This is a genomic window from Tardiphaga sp. 709 (assembly GCF_032401055.1).
Taxonomy (GTDB): domain Bacteria; phylum Pseudomonadota; class Alphaproteobacteria; order Rhizobiales; family Xanthobacteraceae; genus Tardiphaga.
On record NZ_CP135529.1, the window covers coordinates 81,934 to 102,543 of the forward strand.

General features: G+C 63.1%; 25 protein-coding genes and 1 pseudogene. 18 read left to right on the forward strand and 8 right to left on the reverse strand.

What is annotated here, in order from left to right; genetic code table 11:
- Positions 1-67: 67 nt before the first annotated feature.
- Genes RSO67_RS00400 through RSO67_RS00410 form a run of 3 tightly spaced genes read left to right on the forward strand, consistent with a single transcriptional unit; the run spans position 68 to position 1,339 of the window.
- Positions 68-367 carry a hypothetical protein gene (locus RSO67_RS00400; RefSeq protein WP_315841876.1) on the forward strand — a complete coding sequence of 100 codons (300 nt, stop codon included), beginning with the start codon at positions 68-70 and terminating at the stop codon, positions 365-367.
- A 57-nt stretch (positions 368-424) separates the two neighbouring features.
- Positions 425-607 (forward strand): CbtB-domain containing protein, encoded by a 183-nt coding sequence (locus RSO67_RS00405; RefSeq protein ID WP_089264725.1) that lies wholly within the window; start codon positions 425-427, stop codon positions 605-607.
- A gap of 3 nt (positions 608-610) precedes the next feature.
- Positions 611-1,339, forward strand: a complete 729-nt coding sequence (locus tag RSO67_RS00410; RefSeq protein WP_315841877.1) for a CbtA family protein — start codon at positions 611-613, stop codon at positions 1,337-1,339.
- Here RSO67_RS00410 and RSO67_RS00415 read toward each other — a convergent pair.
- The gene (locus RSO67_RS00415; protein ID WP_315841878.1) at positions 1,336-1,962 is read right to left on the reverse strand and encodes an HAD-IA family hydrolase; all 627 of its coding nucleotides are present in this window, start codon (positions 1,960-1,962) and stop codon (positions 1,336-1,338) included. The genes RSO67_RS00410 and RSO67_RS00415 overlap by 4 nt on opposite strands.
- A 258-nt stretch (positions 1,963-2,220) precedes the next feature.
- Entirely contained in the window at positions 2,221-2,769 is a 549-nt protein-coding gene (locus RSO67_RS00420) for a MarR family winged helix-turn-helix transcriptional regulator (protein WP_116663532.1), read from the reverse strand.
- Positions 2,770-3,002: 233 nt separating this feature from the next.
- On the opposite strand from RSO67_RS00420, the gene RSO67_RS00425 reads away from it, so the two are divergent.
- From RSO67_RS00425 to RSO67_RS00450, 6 genes are all read left to right on the forward strand, one after another.
- Positions 3,003-4,151: a cytochrome P450 gene (locus RSO67_RS00425; RefSeq protein WP_315844398.1), complete on the forward strand. Its 1,149-nt coding sequence runs from the start codon at positions 3,003-3,005 to the stop codon at positions 4,149-4,151.
- A 7-nt stretch (positions 4,152-4,158) separates the two neighbouring features.
- Entirely contained in the window at positions 4,159-4,482 is a 324-nt protein-coding gene (locus RSO67_RS00430) for a 2Fe-2S iron-sulfur cluster-binding protein (protein WP_315841879.1), read from the forward strand.
- Positions 4,483-4,550: 68 nt separating this feature from the next.
- Positions 4,551-5,765 carry an ABC transporter substrate-binding protein gene (locus RSO67_RS00435; RefSeq protein WP_315841880.1) on the forward strand — a complete coding sequence of 405 codons (1,215 nt, stop codon included), beginning with the start codon at positions 4,551-4,553 and terminating at the stop codon, positions 5,763-5,765.
- A 184-nt stretch (positions 5,766-5,949) separates the two neighbouring features.
- The gene (locus tag RSO67_RS00440; protein WP_315841881.1) at positions 5,950-6,126 is read left to right on the forward strand and encodes a hypothetical protein; all 177 of its coding nucleotides are present in this window, start codon (positions 5,950-5,952) and stop codon (positions 6,124-6,126) included.
- A 202-nt stretch (positions 6,127-6,328) separates the two neighbouring features.
- Positions 6,329-6,556, forward strand: a complete 228-nt coding sequence (locus tag RSO67_RS00445; protein ID WP_315841882.1) for a hypothetical protein — start codon at positions 6,329-6,331, stop codon at positions 6,554-6,556.
- A gap of 96 nt (positions 6,557-6,652) precedes the next feature.
- Complete coding sequence (locus tag RSO67_RS00450) at positions 6,653-7,090, forward strand: hypothetical protein (protein WP_315841883.1); 438 nt, start codon at positions 6,653-6,655, stop codon at positions 7,088-7,090.
- Between the two features lie 21 nt (positions 7,091-7,111).
- Here the strand turns inward: RSO67_RS00450 and moaC are convergent, their stop codons facing one another.
- The 4 genes and pseudogenes from moaC to RSO67_RS00470 all read right to left on the reverse strand — a co-directional run bounded on the left by moaC (position 7,112) and on the right by RSO67_RS00470 (position 11,500).
- The gene (gene moaC / locus RSO67_RS00455; RefSeq protein ID WP_315841884.1) at positions 7,112-7,633 is read right to left on the reverse strand and encodes a cyclic pyranopterin monophosphate synthase MoaC; all 522 of its coding nucleotides are present in this window, start codon (positions 7,631-7,633) and stop codon (positions 7,112-7,114) included.
- Positions 7,634-7,635: 2 nt separating this feature from the next.
- Complete coding sequence (gene trpC / locus RSO67_RS00460) at positions 7,636-8,442, reverse strand: indole-3-glycerol phosphate synthase TrpC (protein ID WP_315841885.1); 807 nt, start codon at positions 8,440-8,442, stop codon at positions 7,636-7,638.
- Between the two features lie 7 nt (positions 8,443-8,449).
- On the reverse strand, positions 8,450-9,469 hold the full coding sequence (trpD, locus tag RSO67_RS00465; protein ID WP_315841886.1) for an anthranilate phosphoribosyltransferase: 1,020 nt from the start codon (positions 9,467-9,469) through the stop codon (positions 8,450-8,452).
- A 118-nt stretch (positions 9,470-9,587) separates the two neighbouring features.
- Positions 9,588-11,500 (reverse strand): annotated as a pseudogene (locus RSO67_RS00470) (SurA N-terminal domain-containing protein).
- Between the two features lie 234 nt (positions 11,501-11,734).
- Here RSO67_RS00470 and RSO67_RS00475 point away from each other — a divergent pair.
- From RSO67_RS00475 to RSO67_RS00500, 6 genes are all read left to right on the forward strand, one after another.
- Positions 11,735-12,064, forward strand: coding sequence for a hypothetical protein (locus RSO67_RS00475; RefSeq protein ID WP_315841887.1), 330 nt, complete (start codon positions 11,735-11,737; stop codon positions 12,062-12,064).
- Positions 12,065-12,081: 17 nt separating this feature from the next.
- Positions 12,082-12,669, forward strand: coding sequence for a general stress protein (locus tag RSO67_RS00480; protein ID WP_315841888.1), 588 nt, complete (start codon positions 12,082-12,084; stop codon positions 12,667-12,669).
- 91 nt (positions 12,670-12,760) lie between these two features.
- A complete protein-coding gene (tpiA, locus tag RSO67_RS00485) occupies positions 12,761-13,534 on the forward strand; it encodes a triose-phosphate isomerase (protein ID WP_315841889.1) in 774 nt (257 codons plus the stop codon).
- A gap of 151 nt (positions 13,535-13,685) precedes the next feature.
- Entirely contained in the window at positions 13,686-14,066 is a 381-nt protein-coding gene (gene secG, locus RSO67_RS00490) for a preprotein translocase subunit SecG (RefSeq protein ID WP_089264515.1), read from the forward strand.
- 166 nt (positions 14,067-14,232) lie between these two features.
- Complete coding sequence (locus RSO67_RS00495; protein WP_068730833.1) at positions 14,233-15,864, forward strand: CTP synthase; 1,632 nt, start codon at positions 14,233-14,235, stop codon at positions 15,862-15,864.
- Positions 15,865-15,947: 83 nt separating this feature from the next.
- Entirely contained in the window at positions 15,948-16,994 is a 1,047-nt protein-coding gene (locus RSO67_RS00500) for a histone deacetylase family protein (protein WP_315841890.1), read from the forward strand.
- Positions 16,995-17,145: 151 nt separating this feature from the next.
- Here RSO67_RS00500 and RSO67_RS00505 read toward each other — a convergent pair whose 3' ends face one another.
- A complete protein-coding gene (locus RSO67_RS00505; protein WP_315841891.1) occupies positions 17,146-17,460 on the reverse strand; it encodes a PAAR domain-containing protein in 315 nt (104 codons plus the stop codon).
- A gap of 131 nt (positions 17,461-17,591) precedes the next feature.
- Here RSO67_RS00505 and RSO67_RS00510 point away from each other — a divergent pair, with 131 nt between their 5' ends.
- From RSO67_RS00510 to RSO67_RS00520, 3 genes are all read left to right on the forward strand, one after another.
- A complete protein-coding gene (locus tag RSO67_RS00510) occupies positions 17,592-17,918 on the forward strand; it encodes an NIPSNAP family protein (protein ID WP_116663548.1) in 327 nt (108 codons plus the stop codon).
- A 166-nt stretch (positions 17,919-18,084) separates the two neighbouring features.
- Complete coding sequence (kdsA, locus tag RSO67_RS00515) at positions 18,085-18,939, forward strand: 3-deoxy-8-phosphooctulonate synthase (RefSeq protein ID WP_315841892.1); 855 nt, start codon at positions 18,085-18,087, stop codon at positions 18,937-18,939.
- A 31-nt stretch (positions 18,940-18,970) separates the two neighbouring features.
- Entirely contained in the window at positions 18,971-20,152 is a 1,182-nt protein-coding gene (locus tag RSO67_RS00520) for an MFS transporter (RefSeq protein WP_315841893.1), read from the forward strand.
- Positions 20,153-20,159: 7 nt separating this feature from the next.
- Here the strand turns inward: RSO67_RS00520 and RSO67_RS00525 are convergent, their stop codons facing one another.
- The gene (locus RSO67_RS00525; protein WP_315841894.1) at positions 20,160-20,609 is read right to left on the reverse strand and encodes an NUDIX hydrolase; all 450 of its coding nucleotides are present in this window, start codon (positions 20,607-20,609) and stop codon (positions 20,160-20,162) included.
- Position 20,610 lies beyond the last annotated feature (1 nt).

A 20,610-nucleotide genomic window follows, 5' to 3' on the forward strand; every position in this document is an offset into this window, starting at 1 on the left:
ATAGCGGAGAGCGGGAGCGGACGCAAAACCACAGCCGCTTTGGCAGGGCAGGGAAACACGATAGACATTGGCGATCATGACCGACAACCACGCCGCAACCGACGATGAAGCGCCTGTCTGGCGGGCAGATGTCGATGCGCTGGCATTCCGGCCATCCGGCCATCGCGGGCTGTGCATGGTGCACCGTCATGCGTTCCGGACGCTGCTCCGACGCTACCCGTCGCCGGAGGACTGCGCAGCCTATTTCCAAGACCACAGAGCGGTGTTCCAGGCGGCGGCTAGTGTCAAACTCGCGCAGGCCTCGGTGGCGGCGGACACGAATTTCCATCTGACCAGCCGCGATCTCGCCCGCGCGATGCAAAATTAACGGTCGCGCCACCGGTGCAACTCGGCTAAATTGGCCCTCTATTTCGCGAGGATTCCGATGCAACAGACCCAGACCGCCCAGATCTCCGCCGTTACCACCGACGTCAATGTCGTCGTGCAGGCCGTTCTGGCCATGGCGCTCGGTCTGTTCATCGTCGGTGTGGTCGGCTTCTCGCATATCAGCGCCGTTCACAATGCGGCCCACGACACGCGCCACGCCAACGCATTCCCCTGCCACTGAGACATGTCCGTTTTCAGGTCGATCGTTTTCTCGGCAGCGCTGGCTGGCGTGATCACTGGCGCTGCCATCACGGGCGCGCAGATGGTCGGGACCATTCCCCTGATCCAGAAAAGCGAAGTTTATGAGCGCAAGGCGGAAGCTCCGGCTGCTGCTGCTGCGCCGACGGCTGCCGCCCAGCCCGCCCATACGCACGACCATGGCACCGCCGCCCATAGTCATGAGGCCGAATGGGAGCCTGCCGAGGGCTTGCAGCGCAATGCCTTCACTACGGGCGCCAATATCCTGACGGCCATCGGTTTCGCGCTGTTGCTGGCCGGCATCTTCGCGCTGCGTGGCCGGACCGTGAGCTGGCGGGAAGGGCTGTTCTGGGGTCTCGGCGGCTTCGTCGTCTTCACGGCGGCGCCTGGCCTCGGCCTACCGCCGGAATTACCTGGAATGCCTGTCGCTGACCTCACACTGCGCCAGACCTGGTGGATCGGCACCGCCTGCACCACCGCGGCGGGGCTCGGCCTGCTGGTCTTCCGCAAGGCGTCATGGGCCGCCATTCTTGGCCTTGGCCTGATCATCCTGCCGCACCTGATCGGAGCGCCGCAGGCGCCGGCTGGCCATACGGATGTCCCCGAAACGCTGTCGCACAGTTTCGTCGTTGCGGCGGTCCTGACCAGCCTGCTGTTCTGGGCATTACTCGGCGTGCTCACCAGCATCGCCTTCCAGCGCATCTCGCGGACCTAAAGCCCGAGTGCCTTGAGCGCCTCGGCGACCGATGTCGGCGAGGTCACATGCACCGCCTGCAATCCGCAGGCGCGAGCTCCGTCGATATTTTCTTTCAGATCATCGAAGAAGACGATGCGCTCGGCGGGGACGCCGATAGCTGAGATCACGTGCTGGTAGGCATCCGCGTGAGGCTTGCGCAGCTTGATCGTCGACGACAGGAATATCTCACGGAAATGCGAAAGCACCTCGGCGTAGTGCTGTGAGAAATGCGCGACATGGGCGGTGTTGGTGTTCGAGAAGGCGTAGAGTGGCAAGCGCGCCGCAGCCCGCGTGAGCAGCGGTGCGATGCCGGGCATTTCGCCAATAAACGTGGCATTCCAGCCTGCAAGAAGCTCTGCGTCAGAGAGCGTGACGCCCAGCGATTTCCGCAACAATGAGAAGAATTCTTCGTCACTGATAAGGCCAGTCTCATAACGCCAGAACGTCTCGTCGCGAACGAAGCGCGCCAGCATATCCGCCGGCTTGCATCCGGCGCGTTCGGCCCATGCGGCCACCGTTCGCTCGATATCGAAATCAATGACGACGCGGCCGAGATCAAACAGCAGGGCGTCTGCGGAGAAGGGAGAGAGGGGTAAGGTCATCGGCTTCCTCTAACAATCTCTGTGAAATCCGGCAACGGGCGGGCCGCAGTGCACGTTCTGCGATCGTGGCAGAAAATCCTTGCCCCCTCGTGACGAACCGTCCCGATATTTCTGTTGCCTAGGCAACTAATTCGTGAGAGCCTTTCCAAAGAGGGCGCATACGAGAGCAGTCAACTGCCGGGCCCTGCAGGGAGAGAAACGATGGTGGACCGCTTGTGCGGGACAGCGCTGGATGACGCGCGAGTAACGCGTGGTGGCCTAGCCGGTTACCGCGCCGAGATTGCCGTGAATGCGTCGCAGCAAGTCGATCAGCACTTCGCGTTCGCTTTCATCCAGACAGGACAGCAGCTTTCGCTCGCGTTCCAGCGCGGTCACGATAACGGCGTCATGGGTCGTGCGACCCTTCGTGGTCAGCGTAATCGAATGGGTGCGCGCGTCGTCCGGGTCGGCGTTGATGGCGACCAGGCCGCGCTCTTCCAGCAAGGCAAGCGTGCGGCTGACCGGTCCCTTGTCGAAGCCGATGACGTGGCAGATGCGCGAGGCGGGAATGCCGGGCTCGATCGCCAGCAGCGACATGATGCGCCACTCGGTGACATTCACGCCAAAGCGCTTCTGATAGAGCGCGGTCGCGTTGCGCGAGAGCTTGTTCGCAATGAAGGTGATGAAGGCCGGTACATAGCGCTCGAGATCGAGCAACTGCCCGCCTTTGGACGCGGGCGCTCTCGCGGCGACAGTCCTGACATTGACCTTTGTCACTTTCGCCTTGGCAGGCTTTCGAACCGTTTTTCCCGATCCATTCTTGCTCATGCACCACGATCCTGCCTGCCAGCGTGACGTCGTCGAAATCGGCGAGATCACATGGTTCTGAGGAATAGAGACACGCAGCCACAATTGCCAACAAGAAAATATGGGAGATTCACATGGTTGCCACGGTCACGACGGCATCGCCCCACACCCCGCCGGTGCTGTCGTTTGGCGGAGGCTTGCCGAACGACGCATCGTCTCAACCCATTGTTCATCTCGACGTCGATCCGTTCGCCATGGACTTCTTCGCCGATCCGCACCCTACCCACGAGGTGCTGCGTGAAGCCGGGCCCGTGGTGTATCTCGACAAATGGAGCGTCTACGCGGTCGCGCGCTATGCCGAAGTTCATGCAGTCCTGAACGATCCCGCGACGTTCTGCTCGAGCCGCGGTGTGGGTCTTAGCGACTTTGCCAGGGAAAAACCGTGGCGTCCGCAGAGCCTCATCCTCGAAGCCGATCCGCCGGCGCATACGCGCACGCGTGCGGTACTCAACAAGGTCCTGTCGCCCGCGGTGATGAAGCAACTGCGCGATGGCTTTGCCGCGGCGGCTGATGCCAAGGTCGACGAACTGCTGGAGCGGCGTAGTTTCGACGCGGTCGCGGATCTTGCCGAAGCCTATCCACTCTCGGTGTTCCCCGATGCGATGGGACTGCAGAAGGAAGGCCGCGAAAACCTGCTGCCTTATGCCGGTCTTGTCTTCAATGCCTTCGGTCCGCCGAACCAGCTGCGCCAGGACGCCATCGAACGCTCGGCGCCGCATCAGGCCTATGTCGCCGCGCAATGCCAGCGCGACAATCTCGCGCCGGGCGGTTTCGGCGCCTGCATCCATGCGCGGGTCGACACTGGCGACATCACTGCCGACGAGGCGCCGCTGCTGGTGCGCTCATTGCTGTCCGCAGGGCTGGACACGACGGTGAACGGTATCGGCGCTGCCGTTTATTGCCTGGCGCGCTACCCGCAAGAATTCGCGCGGCTGCGCAGCGACCTGTCGCTGGCGCGCAATGCTTTCGAGGAGGCCGTGCGTTATGAAAGCCCCGTGCAGACCTTCTTCCGTACCACGACGCGCGATGTCGAGATCAGCGGTTGCCGTGTCGGTGAGGGCGAGAAGGTGCTGATGTTCCTGGCCGCCGCCAACCGCGATCCGCGCCGCTGGGCCGATCCCGAACGCTACGACATCACCCGCAAGACGTCGGGTCATGTCGGCTTCGGCTCCGGCATCCATATGTGCGTCGGCCAGCTCGTGGCGCGGCTTGAGGGCGAGGTCATGCTCTCCGCACTGGCGCGCAAGGTCGCGGCGATCGAGATCACCGGCGAGGTCAAGCGCCGTTACAACAACACGCTGCGCGGGCTCGAAAGCCTGCCGGTCACCTTCACGCCTGCCTGAGGATTCCATGCCGAGCATTACGTTCATTCATCACGACGACCACGCCGAGACAGTCAGCGCCAATGACGGCGATAGCGCCATGTATACGGCGCTGCTGCATGGCATCGACGGCATTACGGGCGAATGCGGCGGCGGCGCGGTCTGCGCCACCTGCCACGTCTATGTCGACGACAGCTGGCTCGGCAAAGTTGGCACAGTCGGTGCCGACGAGGATGAGTTGCTGGAGGGCGTCGCCAGCGAGCGGCTGCCGAACAGCCGGCTGTCGTGCCAGATCAAGATCACCGAGGCGCTCGACGGCCTCGTGCTCCGGCTGCCGGAGCGACAGGTGTAACTCGCAAGTAAGACCGCGACCGGCAACGTCCGGACCCGCGCAATCAAGGTTAGAGGGGAGAGACGATAATGAAGGGCTTGAAGACAGTTTTGGCCGCTGCGGTATCCTGCGTGATGGCGACGGCGGTGCAGGCGCAGGTGTCCGACGATGTGGTGCGGGTCGGTGTGCTCAACGATATTTCCGGCGTGTTCCAGGACACTAACGGCATGGGCTCGGTGGAAGCCGCGCGGATGGCCGCCGAGGATTTCGACGGCGGCGGCAAGAACATCAAGGTCGAGATCGTTTATGCCGACCATCAGAACAAGGCCGATGTCGGCTCCGCCATCGCGCGCAAATGGCTCGATGTCGAGAAGGTCGACGCCATCGTCGACGTGCCGAATTCGTCGGTCGGTCTCGCCATCAACAATATCGCCCGCAACACCAAGATGACCTTCCTGGCCTCGTCGACAGCGACCTCGGACCTGACCGGCAAGGACTGTTCGCCGAACACCATCCAGTGGGTCAACGATGCCTGGGCCACCGGCAACACCACCGCGGCGGCGATGATGCAGCGGGGCGGTGACGACTGGTACTTTCTCACGGTGAATTACGCGCTGGGGCAGGGCATCGAGGCCGAAGCCACCAATTACATCACGAAGAACGGCGGCAAGGTGCTGGGGTCATCGAAGCACCCGCTCGGCACCTCCGATTTCGCCTCGCTCTTGCTGCAGGCGCAGAGCTCCAAGGCCAAGGTGATCGGCCTAGCTAATGCCGGCGCGGATGTCATCAATGCGGTCAAGCAGGCCGGCGAGTTCGGCATGCAGGACGGCCCGCAGAAGCTGGTCGCGTTCCTGATCTTCATCAACGACGTTCACGGCATGGGCCTGAAGACCGCGCAGGGCCTGCTGCTGACGGAATCCTTCTACTGGGACATGGATGACGAAACCCGCGCCTTTGGAAAACGCTTTGCGGCGCGGCCGGGCATGAACGGCAAGATGCCGAGCGCCAATCAGGCGGGCGTCTATGCCTCCACGCTGGCCTATCTCAATGCCGTGGCCGCCAAGGGCAGCGACGATGCCAGTGTCGTCGTACCGCAGATGAAGACCTTCAAGGGCAAGGACAAGCTATTCGGTGAGGTCACGATCCGTGCCGATGGCCGCGTCATCCACCCGATCTACCTGTTCGAGATCAAGAAGCCGGCAGAGTCGAAGGGGCCGTATGACTATTACAAGCTGCTCTCGACCATCCCCGCCGAAAAGGCGTTCCGGCCGATGGGCGAGGGTGGTTGTCCGATGATCAAGTAGCCTATCGCGCATCGATACCGGCAACGTCAGTCGTTCCCGGTATCGATGTGGGTCCAGTTGCGGGAATTGGCGGATCGGTAGGTAACTTGCTGCTCCGCAGAAAATACATGCGGGCTATTTCAAACCTAAAAGGCTATTCCACGTACCTAATGACATCGAAACCCTTTGATTTAAAGGATTTGGAATGTCGATTGTGGTTGGATTGATGGTCTTGCTGCTGCCGCCTGCTGCGTGGTTGCTGGTCAAACGATATGAACGTCATCTCGATGCGCAGATCGGGCCGTGGATCGTCAGCGAGATGAAGCCGCAGCGTAGCCGGCGGCGTCTCGTGCGCGAGCACCGTGATGACAGCGATCGCTGAAATCCGCTCTTATTCAGGTTACCGCAAAACTTACAACGTGCGCGCGTAACTAAGTAGTGCGCATTCACACTTGGCCTCGTCCTGTTTGGTAGTGCTGATCCCGCCACGAGCACCAGCCTGGATGTCTCATCCGTCCGGTTGGTCGCTTGATCTGGCCCGGGACCGCCGCCAAACACCCCCATGTCGCGCGCGGTCCCGGTTATTGTTCGTAAACAAGATCGATGACGGCGCAGGATCGCGATTTCGCAGTGATGACGCGCTCTGGGACCTTCATGAGAAATTGCGCGTCGTGCTGGCTGCAAAGATGGTTGCGCAGCGACAGCAGCTCGATGAGCGCCTGCGCGATCTCGAACAGTTCGCGATTTCGTCGAAGCGTGCTGTCGCAGCATTGCGGTCGATGGCCGAGGGCGGTTGTCCGATGATCAAGTGACGGCCACTTGTTCGATGTCGCTGGCGATCATCGGGAATTATTTGCGGCAACCGGTGTTCTGAGGATGGGGGCCCACACCTGCGACAGGAGTGTGCCATGCTCAGGAAAATGTTGATCGGACTTGCCACAATTGCGGCCCTCGGCATGACGTCCGTGCCGATGGATGCTTCCGCGCGCGGCGGCGGGGGCGGCCACGGCGGTGGGCACGGGGGTGGTTTCCACGGTGGTGGTGGATTTCACGGAGGCGGCTTCCACGGCGGCGGTATGGCCATGGGCGGCCTGCGCGGCGGCGGGATCGGTGCAAATCGTTTCGCCGCTGTGCCCGGCGGAGCACGCTTCGCCGGCATGTCCAATCGAGGCTTCCATCACTTTGGTCACCACAATCGCCACTTCCGGAATTTCGCCCCGTTTGTGATCGGATTCGGCTCGTCCTACGCCTATGGCGGCTATCCGTATTACGACAACTGCTATGACGTTATACGGGTGCGGACTTATCACGGTTGGCGATGGCGGCGCGTGTATGTCTGCGGCTGATGCCGGGCGACCGCGGAGTATTCAATTCGCGGTGTTGTCCGTCACCAGATAGTGCCCGGACTTGCCGCCCTTTTTCTCGACGAGGTGGATGCCCTCGATGCGGACACCGCGCTCAACAGCCTTGATCATGTCGTAGATCGTCAGGCATGCGACGGAGACGGCCGTCAGCGCTTCCATCTCGACGCCGGTGGGGCCCGTGACCTTTACCGACGCACGTACGCGGCAGCCCGGCAGTTTCTTGTCGGGTGTGATGTCCAGCGTGACTTTGGATAGCGCCAGCGGATGGCAGAGCGGGATCAGATCCGACGTGCGCTTTGCCGCCATAATGCCGGCGATACGGGCCGTGCCGAGCACGTCGCCCTTCTTGGCATTGCCGGAGATGATCATGTCGAGCGTCGCCTTGCTCATGATCACCAGACCTTCGGCCACCGCGATGCGTTCGGTCGCTGGTTTCTCCGACACATCGACCATGCGGGCTTCGCCGGAGGAATCGATGTGGGTGAGGGCCGGGGCCTGCTTCGATTTTTTCGTCTTGCCGGCCATGATCAATGCATTCCGTTCGTACGCTTGAGCAGCGTCTGCGTTGCCGCCGTCACGTCCGCCTGCCGCATCAGGCTTTCGCCGACCAGGAAGGTGGAAATGCCGACGCGTTCGAGGCGCGCGAGGTCGTCCGGCGTGAAGATGCCGCTCTCGCCGACCTTGAGACGATCCTTCGGTATCATCGGCGCCAGCGTCTCGCTGGCAGTCAGAGTGGTCTCGAAGGTGCGCAGGTTGCGGTTATTGATGCCGATCATCGGCGAGCGCAGGTTCAGTGCCCGCTCCAGCTCCGGCTGGTCATGGATTTCGATCAGCACGTCCATGCCGTGGTCGATGGCGGCGTCCTCGATATCGCGCGCCTGGGCATCGTCGAGTGCCGCCATGATGATCAGGATGCAGTCGGCGCCATGGGCGCGCGCCTCGACGACCTGATAGGTGTCGAACATGAAGTCCTTGCGCAGCACCGGCAGTTTGACGGCGGCGCGGGCGGCGACCATGAAGTCGAGATGGCCCTGGAATGACGGCGTATCGGTCAGGATCGAGAGGCATGCGGCGCCGCCGGCCTCGTAAGCCTTGGCCAGCGTTGGCGGGTCGAAGTCCTCGCGAATGAGCCCCTTGGACGGCGAGGCTTTCTTGATTTCGGCGATCAGCGCGAACTCGTTCTTGTCGAGCTTCTTGTGGATCGCGGTCATGAAGCCGCGCGGCGCCGGTGCAGTCTTGGCTAGCGCTTCGACGGAGGCGAGCGGATGCGCGCGCTTGGCGGCCGCGATTTCTTCGCGCTTATACGCTTCGATCTTGGTCAGGATGTCGGACATCGTTGTCTCACGGGTTTGCGTTGGAGACGGTGACCAGTCGCTTCAGCTTCTCCAGTGCAGCGCCGCTGTCGAGCGACTTCTGGCCGAGTGCCACGCCTTCCTTCAGGTCCTTGACCTTGCCCGCCACGATCAATGCCGCGGCAGCATTGAGCAGCGCAACGTCGCGGAAGGCGCTCGGCTTGCCATCGAGCACGGACTGCAGCGAGGCCGCATTTTCCTGGGCGTCGCCGCCCTTCAGGGAATCCGGACCGGTGCGCGGCAGGCCCGCATCCTCGGGTGAAATCTCGAAGCTGCGGATATTGCCGTTTTCCAGCGCCGCCACGAAGGTCGGGCCAGTGAGGGTGATCTCATCGAGGCCGTCGGAGCCGTGCACCACCCAGGCGGATTCGGAGCCGAGATTCTTCAACACCTGTGCCAGCGGCAGCACCCACTGCCGCGAGAACACGCCGACCATCTGCCGCGTGACTCCGGCGGGATTGGACAGCGGTCCCAGCAGATTGAAAATGGTACGGGTGGCGAGTTCGACGCGGGTCGGGCCGACATTCTTCATGGCCGGATGATGCGCCGGCGCGAACATGAAGCCGATGCCGGTTTCCTTGAGGCAGCGGCTGACGTCGTCGGGCGTCAGATCGATCTTGACGCCAAGGGCGGCCAGCACGTCGGCCGCGCCGGAGCGCGACGACAGCGCACGATTGCCATGCTTGGCCACCGGCACACCGCAACCGGCGACGATGAAGGAGGCGCAGGTCGAAACGTTCACGGAGCCGGAGCCGTCGCCGCCGGTACCGACCACATCGACAGCGCCGGCCGGTGCGTCGACCCGCAGCATCTTGGCGCGCATCACCTCAACCGCGCCGGTGATCTCGTCCACGGTCTCGCCGCGTACGCGCAGCGCCATCAGCAGGCCGCCCATCTGCGAAGGCGTGGCTTCGCCCGACATCATGCTGTCGAAGGCCGCCGAGGCTTCCTCACGCGAGAGGGAGGCGCCGGTCGCGACCTTGGCAATGATTGCCCTGAGATTGTCCATCGGATGCTTTCAGAGTGATGCACATGTCATTGCAGGCGACATCTGCGACGAAGCCATCCAGCCTTTGCTTGTTGCTTCTGGATGGCTTCGCTGCGCCCGCAATGACGACGTGGGTTTCCTAATTGGTGTTGCTGTTCGCGGCGCCGGTGGCGATCGCAACGGCTTCCGCGTTGATCTTGGTGCCGATCTGCGTCTCGAGCCTGGTGACATATTGCGCGACCTGCTCATCGGTCAGCCCGCGCTGCAATGTCTCCTTCAGCTTCTTGGCGTCTTCGGAGGCCATGTCGACCGCAGGCGCGGTGACGTCGGTGATCCGGTAGACGATCCATTCCGACGGCGTGGCGCCTGGGCCTGTCCGGCCGAATCCTTGACGCCGCGGAATACGGACTGGATGACGCCGGCCGAGAGAGCCGGATCGCTCGCGTCGCGCTTGAATGGCGCGGAGGTCACGACCTTGAGTCCGGCTGCGGCGGCTTCGTCGGCGAGCTTGGCACCGCTTTCGAGCTTCTTCGCCATGTCGACCGCCTTGTCGCGCAGGCGGGTGGTGATCTGCTCCTCGCGCCAACGTGCCTCGACCTGCGGCTTCACTTCGTCGAGCGTACGGTCGCGCGCCGGCGTGACGCCGAGCACGTCGTACCAGATGTAACCGCCGCCGGCCTGCAATGCGTCGTTGTCGACGCCGACATCGCTGTTGAAGGCCTGGGTCACGACGTCCACACCCGTGGGCAGGCCGGCAACGGGCTGGCCGTCCGGCGTACGGCCGGAGCGATCGACGGCCTCTATGGTGACGGCGGTGAGGCCGAGCTTCTTGGCGGTATCGACGACATTGGCTCCGCCACCGCGTTCGTCCTCGATCTTGTTATGCATGTCGGACACGACGGCGCGGGCGCGCTCGATGGCGATATCGCGCTTCAGGTTGGCGGCAACGCTGTCATAGCTCGGCGTCGTGCCGGCCTGAACCTTGCCGACCTTGACCAGCGTTACGCCGAACCGTCCGGTGATCGGCTGGCTGATACCGTCGGGTGCCAGCGAGAAGGCGGCATTGGCGACGGAGGGATCGATGATGCCCGCTTTGGCAACCATGCCGAGATCTATGTCGGAGGCGGACAGGCCGCGTTCCTTGGCGAGGTCCTCGAACTTGAACGTATCGTTCAGCTTGGCGCGACCCGCTTCGGCGTCCGCCGCATTCGGGAAGACGATCTGCGAGATCTGGCGCTGTTCCGGTATAGAGAGCTTGTCCTTGCGCTCCTCGAACACTTTCCGGGCGTCGTCGTCTGAAACCGTCGACCACTTCGCCATCTCATCCGGCGTCAAGGCAAGGAAGGCGATCTTGCGATATTCGGGGGCGCGGAACTGGGTCTTACGCTCGTCGAAATAGGCGGCGAGAGCCTCGGGCGAGGGTGCCTCGATGGTCCCGGCCTGCGCAGCGTCGAGCTTCACGTAGTCGATGGTGCGGGTCTCGTTCTGGTAGCGGCTCAGCGCCTCGATCATCGTCTTCGGCGGTTCGACGCCTGACGTGACCGTGCCGGCGATCTGGCGGCGCAGCGACACCTTGCGCTGTTCGGCGATGTAGCGCTGCTCGGTGAAACCGAGCGAGCGGATCAGCTGCTGGAAGCGCGGTGCGTCGAAGCCGCCGGTCGGGCTCTGGAAGTTCGGGTCCGCAATGATCTGCCGCATCACCTCGGCGTCGCCGACACCGAGACCCTTGCGACGCGCGTCTTCATCCAAGGCCGCTTCGGCAACGACCTGCTGCAGGACCTGGCGGTCGAGCCCGAAAGCACGGGCCTGATCCGATGTCAGCGGGCGGCCGAATTGGCGGCCAATCTGCTGCAGCTTGTCGTTATAGAGCTGGCGGAACTGCTCGGTCGTGATTTCGGTCGAGCCGATGGTGGCGAGCTTGGATTGCCCATAGCCCTTGAACGCGTCGGCGATACCCCAGATGCCGAAGCTGACAATCAGCACGCCCATCACGACGGCCATAATCGTCTTGCCAATCCAGTTGGATGAGGCTTTGCGCATTCCTCGAAGCATAGGGTCTTCTTATCTGTCAGGAGGGGAATCGGCTCGCACCAGCAGCCCGTGGGGCCGGAGGGCGTCGCCAAATAGGAGGCGCATCATAAAGTGGCAAAAGCCGGGTCGCAACCGGCTGGGGCGGGGCGGATTGAAGCGGTTTCCGGCGCTACCGCGAGGCATTAGCGACACATGGAACTTTCCGGCCCGCTGCCGCTTTGTTGAGCGGGGCGTTCAGGCCTGCCGGGAGACATCATGCAGATCGGTTGGCGATCGGGAGTTGCCGCCTGCGGCATCTGGATGGCGCTGACGCCGGCAGGCGCGCAGCCAAATCCGGCGATGCAGAAGCCCACGGTGACGGAGTCGACGAATTCGCAGCCGAAAACAGAAACGCCGCCACTTCCCGGCGCCAATAGTTTCACCGAAGGTCAGGCTCGCAAGTCGTTGGAGTCACAAGGCTATGTCGACGTATCGCCGCTGGTGAACGATAGCCAGGGCATCTGGCGTGGCACTGCCATGAACGGATCCAAGAAGGTCCATGTCAGCGTCGACTACAAGGGCAACGTCTCGGCGAATCCGGAATGACCGTGGGGGATAGCGCGATGAGCAAGGTGACGATCTCCCGGCTGTTCGACGATTACGCCGACGCGCAGAAGGCCGTCATCAACCTTCGTGAGGCCGGCGTGGCCGAGGACGACATCAGCATCATCGCGAACAATGCCGACAAATGGTACGCGCCTGACTATGCCGCGGGCGCCGGCAAGGGCGCCGCGATCGGTGCCGGTTTTGGCGGTGTCGGCGGACTATTGGCTGGCCTCGGACTGCTGGCGATTCCCGGTCTCGGACCGGTCGTGGCTGCCGGATGGCTGGCAGCGGCCGCAGCGGGCGCCGTGGCCGCGGGCGCCGCTGGTGGCGTGATCGGGATGCTGGCCGAAGCCGGTGTGGCCGTGAATGATGCCGAGGTCTATGCCGAGAGCATCCGCCGCGGCGGCAGCCTCGTCAGTACCAAGGTCGAGGTGGCCGACAAAGACCGGCTGGAGGCGCTGCTGCATCCATCCTCGGTCGATATCGCCAAGCGCCGCAGCGATCTGGCCGCAACGGGCTGGAGCAAGTTCGATCCTTCGGCCCCGGACCTCACGGCTGAGCAGATCAAGCAAGAGCGCGGCTTGCGGGTCACCAAACCTGCCTGAACTCCAAACCTGCCTGAACGCCCAGTCGGCTTGAGCTTGCGGATCGCCTCTGTTAGCTCAGATAACCTCTTTCAAATGACAGGATATCCTCATGACTGATGCCGTTCGGCCGCTGATCGCGGGCAACTGGAAAATGAACGGCCTCAAGGCGTCGATGACCGAGTTCGAAGCGATGCTGCGCGGTGCGCCGGATGTGCTGGACAAGGCCGATCTGCTGGTCTGTCCGCCGGTCACGCTATTGGCGACGTTTGCGTCAAAGGCATCGAGCTTCGGTCAGGAGGGAAGCCATGTCGTCACGGTTGGGGCGCAAGATTGTCACAAGAAAGTCTCAGGCGCGCATACCGGCGATATCGCGCCCGAAATGCTGGCTGATGCCGGCGCGACCGCTGTTATCGTTGGACATTCCGAGCGTCGCGCCGATCACGGCGAGACCGATGCCGTGGTTCGCGAAAAGGCGCTGGCCGCCTGGCGCGCCGGGCTCAAGGCGATCGTCTGCATCGGCGAGACCCAGGCCGAACGTGATGCCGGCAAGACGCTCGACGTCTGCGGCACCCAGCTCCAGGGCTCGCTGCCGGATGACGCGACATCGGGTAACTTGGTCGTGGCCTATGAACCGGTCTGGGCGATCGGCACAGGATTGACGCCGACAGCCCAGGATGTCGAGCAAGTTCATAAGTTTATCCGGGATCGTTTGATCGAACGCTTTAAGAACGAGGGGGCCTCGATCCGCATCCTGTATGGCGGTTCGGTCAAGCCATCCAACGCCAGGGAGTTGATGGCGGTTCCTCATGTGAACGGTGCGCTGGTGGGCGGCGCCAGCCTGAAGGCGGCCGATTTCCTTGCGATTGCGGCGGGCTGTCCCTAACTCCCACGGAATGCTGGAATTTGCGGTCCAGACCGGTCGGCGCGGGGGTGACAATCCCCCGGTCGATCGTGTAGACACCGCTGGATTCAAACCCCGCAAGCCATGACTGCAGCCGGCGATCGGCGCTGCGTGCTTGCGATGGAAGGACACGATGCAAAGCGTCATTATCGTTATCCACCTCATGATCGTCGCGGCCCTGATCGGGACGGTGCTGCTGCAGAAGTCCGAAGGCGGCGGCTTGGGCGTCGGCGGCGGCGGCGGTGGCGGCTTCATGTCCAGCCGCGGCACGGCGAACCTCCTGACCCGCACCACCGGCGTCCTTGCGGTGGGCTTCTTCCTGACCAGCCTGTTCCTGTCCTGGCTGGCGACCTATGAGCGCAAGCCGACTTCGATCTTGCCGGGCTCGACCGCACCGGTGTCGCAGCCGGGCTCGCCGCTGGCTCCGCCAACCTCGGGCGGCCTGCTGGATACGCTGAAGAAATCCGACGAACAGCAGGCTCCTGCGGCGCCGGCACCGCCACGCTCGCAATAAAGCAGAGGCGCCATGCAGGACGGGGACTACCGTCCTGCATCAGCAGATCCCATCAAGGGGCTGCAATCATTTCGTTTTTCAAGTCACCCACAGCCTCACCGATTCTCGGCTGACGGCTGCGATTCGTTTTGGCGAATCGGTTTCGGAGCCTTAAAGGTTAAGTCCCATGGCGCGGTACATTTTCATCACCGGCGGCGTGGTTTCCTCGCTCGGTAAAGGTCTGGCATCAGCGGCGTTAGGCGCGCTGTTGCAGGCGCGTGGCTACAAGGTCCGGCTTCGCAAGCTCGACCCCTATCTCAACCTCGATCCCGGGACGATGTCGCCGTATCAGCACGGCGAGGTGTTCGTGACCGATGATGGCGCCGAGACCGATCTCGATCTCGGCCATTACGAGCGCTTCACCGGGCGGCCTGCGACCAAGCAGGACAACATCACCACCGGCCGAATCTATCAGGACATCCTTACCAAGGAACGCCGCGGCGATTATCTCGGCGCCACCATCCAGGTGATCCCGCACGTCACCAACGCCATCAAGGACTTCGTCCTGTCGGATAACGACGGCTACGACTTCGTGCTGGTCGAGATCGGCGGCACCGTCGGCGACATCGAAGGCCTGCCGTTCTTCGAAGCGATCCGCCAGTTGCGCAACGACCTGCCGCGCGGCGACACTGTGTTCGTGCATCTGACGCTGCTGCCTTACATTCCGAGCGCCGGCGAGTTGAAAACCAAGCCGACCCAGCACTCCGTCAAGGAGCTGCGTTCGATCGGCATCCAGCCCGACATCCTTTTGTGCCGTTGCGACCGCGATATTCCGAAGGAAGAGCGTCGTAAGCTCGGGCTGTTCTGTAACGTGCGCGAAAGCGCCGTGATCGAGGCGCGCGACGTCGACAACATCTATGCGGTGCCCGAGGCCTACCACGTCGCCGGGCTCGACGACGAAGTGCTGGCGGCATTCGGCATGACGCCGAAGGCGCTGCCCGAGCTGAAGACCTGGAACACCATCAACGAGCGTATCCGCCATCCGGAAGGCGCGGTGACCATCGCGATTGTCGGCAAATATACCGGCATGAAGGACGCCTATAAGTCGCTGACCGAGGCGCTGTCCCATGGCGGTATCGCCAACAAGGTGAAGGTCAATCTCGACTGGATCGAGAGCGAAGTCTTCGAGAACGAGGATCCGGCGCCGTTCCTCGAACACGTCAACGGCATCCTCGTGCCTGGCGGCTTCGGCCAGCGCGGCGCCGAGGGCAAGATTCGCGCGGCGCAGTTCGCGCGCGAGCGCAACGTGCCGTATTTCGGCATCTGCTTCGGCATGCAGATGGCTGTCATCGAAGCGGCGCGCAATCTCGGCGGCATCAAGGACGCCAACTCCACAGAGTTCGGCGAGACGAAGGAGCCGGTGGTCGGCCTGATGACCGAATGGCTGCGTGGCAATGAACTCGAGAAGCGCCACAATGCCGGCGATCTCGGCGGCACCATGCGGCTCGGCGCCTATCCAGCGACACTGACCAAGGGCAGCAAGGTCTCGGACGTCTATGGCGGCGCCACGGAAATCTCCGAACGCCATCGCCATCGCTACGAGGTCAACACCGCCTACAAGGACCGCCTTGAAAAGCACGGGCTGAAGTTCTCCGGCCTGTCGCCGGATGGCGTGCTGCCGGAAATCGTCGAATACGAGAATCATCCGTGGTTCATCGGCGTGCAGTATCACCCCGAGCTGAAGTCACGCCCGTTCGAACCGCACCCGCTGTTTGCAAGCTTCATTAAGGCTGCGGCGGCGCAGAGCCGGCTGGTGTAATCCGCCGGCCAAGGTTGCGTGGCGCGATTGGCAAGCCAATCATGCGAGCTACCCCAAGAGACCTGGTTACGGAAGGATGATCCATGCGCGCTTTCTATCACCCGGATCAGGCAATTCATTCGCCGCAGCAATTCATGCGCTACGGCCGCTTCGTGCCCATCAAGGATTCGCCTGTTCGTACGGAGCGACTGATCGGCGCGTTGGCGCGGCACGGGATCACGCCTGAAAAGCCGGCCGAATACGGCACCGCGCCCGCGCTGACGGTTCACACGCCGGCTTACGTCCGCTTCCTGGAGACTGCATGGGAGAACTGGGCGCAACTGCCCGACCACGGACCGGAAGTCTGGCCGCAATATTTCCCATATTGGAGCGGGCGCCCGGAAGAGGCTGTGCGGCGGGATTGCCCGTCGACCGGATTTATCGCGCAGGTGGGATGGTATCTCGGCGACCTGTCGGTGCCGATGGGCCCCGATAGCTGGCGTTCCATCCTGCGCTCGTCAGAAACGGCGGTCACTGGCGCCGACGCCATTCTCGGCGGAGACCGCGCCGCCTACGCGCTCTGCCGGCCGTCCGGCCATCACGCCCGCGCCGATCGCGGCACCGGCTTCTGCTATCTGAACAACAGCGCGATTGCCGCGCAGCGATTGCGCAGTCGCTTCGGCAAGGTGGCGATCATCGATGTCGATGTTCACCACGGCGATGGCACGCAGCAGATTTTCTACAATCGTCCGGATGTGCTGACGATTTCGGTCCACGGCGACCCCACGAATTTCGTGCCGTTCTATACGGGCTATGCAAGCGAGACCGGACATGGTGCCGGCGAGGGCTTCGATCTCAACCTGCCGCTTCAACCCGGCGCCGGCGGCGCCGAGATGAATGCAGCCCTCGATACGGCGATCGCACGCGTTCGCGCATTTGGTGCCGATGCCCTTGTGGTGGCGCTCGGTTTCGATGCCCATCGCGATGATCCCATCGGCATCCTGAAGCTTGACGCCAAGGACTTCGGAAGTGTCGGGACCAAAATGCAATCGCTGGGTCTGCCGACGCTCGTCGTCCAGGAGGGCGGATACGGCATCGATGCGATACAGGACTGCCTCGATGCGTTCCTGACCGGCTTCAAGCAAACGTAGCCTGAGTGGTGCATGGGGCGGATTACGCTTCGCTCATCTGCCCTATGCGCTGGGCTGGCTCAGCTCTCGAAGGCCGTCACGGGCTTGCAACAACGCGGAACGCCTCGTTGATGCGATCCACTCCGATGCCGGAGGAGATGGTCGGCCGATTTCACTTGCAGCCCGATGTGCTGTCTCCGGCACGGGCCATCGGCTTGCCGTTGATGAACACCCCGGTGCTGCCCGAGATGGTCTTGCCGCCGCATTCGGTGCTGTCGCCGACGACGGCCGCAGGCTTGCCGTTGATGTAGACGCCCTTCGCACCCTCGATGATCTTGCCGTCGGTGGTGGTGTCACCAACGCGTGCCGCCGGCTTGCCATCGACCATCACGCCGGTCGCGCCCGACGTGATCTTGCCGGGCTGTTGAGCGGTGGCAGACACGGTCAGTGTCATCAGGGCGACTAGCGACAAAAGGGGCTTTTGCATCGTGGATCCAAGTCGGTTGCGTCACAGGCCGCATGATGTAAGCCTGACGTTGCGCAGGCAAGGGACGATGCCGCAATAAGCCATGGGCGAGCGCCATTCGAGGCCGACAAAAAGGGAAGGAACCAAAGTCGATGATCTATGAATTGCGTGTGTATCGCTGTTTGCCGGGACGTTTGCCGGCGCTGATCAAGCGATTTGAATCTGTCACATTGAAGCTGTGGGAGAAGCACGGGATCCGGCAGTCCGGTTTCTTCACCACTGTGATCGGCGAATCCAACCAGGAGCTCACTTACATCCTCAAATGGGAATCGCTCGCCGAGCGCGAGAAGGTGTGGACCGCGTTCATGACCGACCCGGAGTGGATGTCGGCGCGCGCCAAGTCCGAGGAGGATGGCCAGATCGTCGGCAATATTGTCAGCCAGCTCCTGGCCCCGACTGCGTTTTCGGCGCTCAAGTAAGCGCGGCCCGGGCGCAGGCCGATCAGACCGCTGCGGGATAGCCGCATCGGTCAGGTTGGCGGTGCCGCCCGCTGCAACCCTGATATTCCGAGCGGCGGGACGGGCCTGATCCGGCTTGCATCCCGCCCGGTCCTGCGGTCATGGTCGCCGGAATAAGGAGACCATTTTGACCGCATCGTCCACAGCCGCGCCCGTCGTCGCACTCGGCACCGTCCGCTTCGGCAATGCTCTGCCGATCTCGGTGATCGCCGGGCCATGCCAGCTCGAGAGCCGGGCGCATGCGCTAGAAGTGGCATCGGCGCTGAAGGAGATCGCGACCCGGCTCAAGATCGGCCTCGTCTTCAAGACCTCGTTCGACAAGGCCAACCGCACCAGCGCCTCCGCCGCGCGCGGCATCGGCCTCGACGGTGCTCTGCCCATCTTTGCCGAGATCCGCGAGACGCTGGGCCTGCCTGTACTGACAGACGTTCACGAGAACGATCAATGCGCCCGTGCCGCCGAGGCGGTGGACGTGCTGCAGATCCCGGCCTTCCTGTGCCGGCAAACCGATCTGCTGCTGGCCGCGGCAGCGACCGGCAAGGTCGTCAACGTCAAGAAGGGGCAATTTCTGGCGCCTTGGGACATGGCCAATGTCGTCAGCAAGCTGACTTCGTCGGGCAATGACAAGGTCCTGGTCACCGAGCGCGGTGCGTCCTTCGGTTACAACACGCTGGTCTCCGATATGCGCGCGCTGCCGATCCTGGCGCGTACCACCGGCGCGCCTGTCATCTTCGACGCAACCCATTCGGTGCAGCAGCCGGGCGGCAAGGGCACGTCCTCGGGCGGCGAGCGCGAATTCGTGCCGGTGCTGGCGCGTGCGGCCGTGGCCGTCGGCGTCGCCGGTGTGTTCATCGAGACCCATCCCGATCCGGACAATGCGCCGTCGGACGGCCCGAACATGGTGCCGCTGCGCGACTTCGAGGCGCTGGTGAAGAACCTGATGGCGTTCGACGCGCTGGCCAAAGCGACGGCGAAGGCGTGACCATGTCACATCGGCCCGCGGCGGCGCGCTGATGCTGCCGCCGGTCATCAAAATCATTGCGCTGGCCTCGTTTGCTGCCGCGCTATCGCAGCGTGCGCTCGATCCGGTGCTGCCGCATGTGGCAGACGACCTGCTCGTGACGGTCGCCGTCGCCGCAGGTCTGTCATCCGCGCTCGCCTTCACTTTCGCCATCGTACAACCGGTGCTCGGCGCCGCAGCCGACATGTTCGGCAAGGCGCGGCTGATGATCGTCTGCCTGGTGCTGCTCGGCCTTGCCAGCATTCTCGGCGCGCTCACCACCTCCTATCCGCTGCTGCTGGCGACACGCGTGCTGGCGGGCATCGGAGCAGGCGGGGTGTTTCCGGTGACGCTCTCGCTGACCAGCGATCTGGTCGGGCCGAAGCTGCGCCAGGTGGCGCTGAGCCGCGTGATGGCCGGCGCCATGACCGGCAACCTGCTGGGTTCCACCGCATCCGGCATCATCGGCGATTTCTTCGGCTGGCGCGGCGTGCTGGTGATCCTCGGCAGCCTCGCCATTGCCGCGTCGGTTGCGGTCGCGCTTGGGTTCAAGGGCGCTGCGCTGGTCAAGCCGACTGCCAAGGCCGATCTGCGCAAGCTGGCGCGGGGCTACAAGGTGATCTTCCGCAACCCGAACACGCTGATCGTCTACAGCGCCGTGTTCGTCGAGGGCTGCTGCATCCTCGGCCTATTTCCCTATATCTCTTCGTTCCTCTTCGACCGAGGCGTCACCAGTCTGTCGATCGCGGGCCTGGTGATCGCCTGCTTTGCCGTCGGGGGCCTGTTCTACACGGCGACCGTGTCGCGCATGCTGGCGCGGCTCGGCATCAACGGCATGATGATCTATGGCGGCATCGTGATCGCGATCCAGCTCGCCGCCACCGCCTTCAGCCCGAACTGGCAGATCCAGGCACTGAGCCTGCTGCTGATGGGCTGGGGTTTCTACATGCTGCACGGCTCGTTGCAGATATTCTCTACGGAGCTCTCGCAGGAAGCCCGCGCCAGCGCCATGTCGCTGCACGCCTTCTGCTTCTTCATGGGACAGTCGGTCGGCCCAATCGCCTATGGCTTCGGTCTGGCGCACGCCGGCAAGATGCCAACGCTGCTGCTGTCAGCCGCTATCGTCTTTGCGCTGGGGTTTGCGGCTGCGAAGCTGCTGAAATCGACCAAGCCGGCGGATGCGGGAAGCGCTTGACGTCGGGCTAGCGTGGTGCAGCGGTCGCCAGCATCTGCAGTATTTGTTCAGGCCAGATGATCTCGGTCGTGTGCGTCAATTCATCTCGCGACCACCAGTGGTGATCGGCGATCACTTCCGACTCATCCGGGGGCCATCCGAGACGGGACAGCGTGGCATCGTGCGATGTTACGAGGTAATATTTCTCGAACGCGCTGACAAACTCGCCATCGGGCATTTGTAGATTGAACTCTCGGTTCGCCACAGGCTCACCGACTGTATCGCGGATCAAGCCCGTTTCTTCCCGGAGTTCGCGAATGGCAGCGTCATGGAAGGTCTCACCTTCCTCTAAACCTCCGCCCGGTGTTGCCCAATAATCTTGGCCGGCGAGGGCACCTGATTTGTGAATAAAACGGAAGAGCAAAACGCGCCCGTCGTTGTCGATGACGAGCAGGCGCGCGGATTTGCGCTGGCGCATG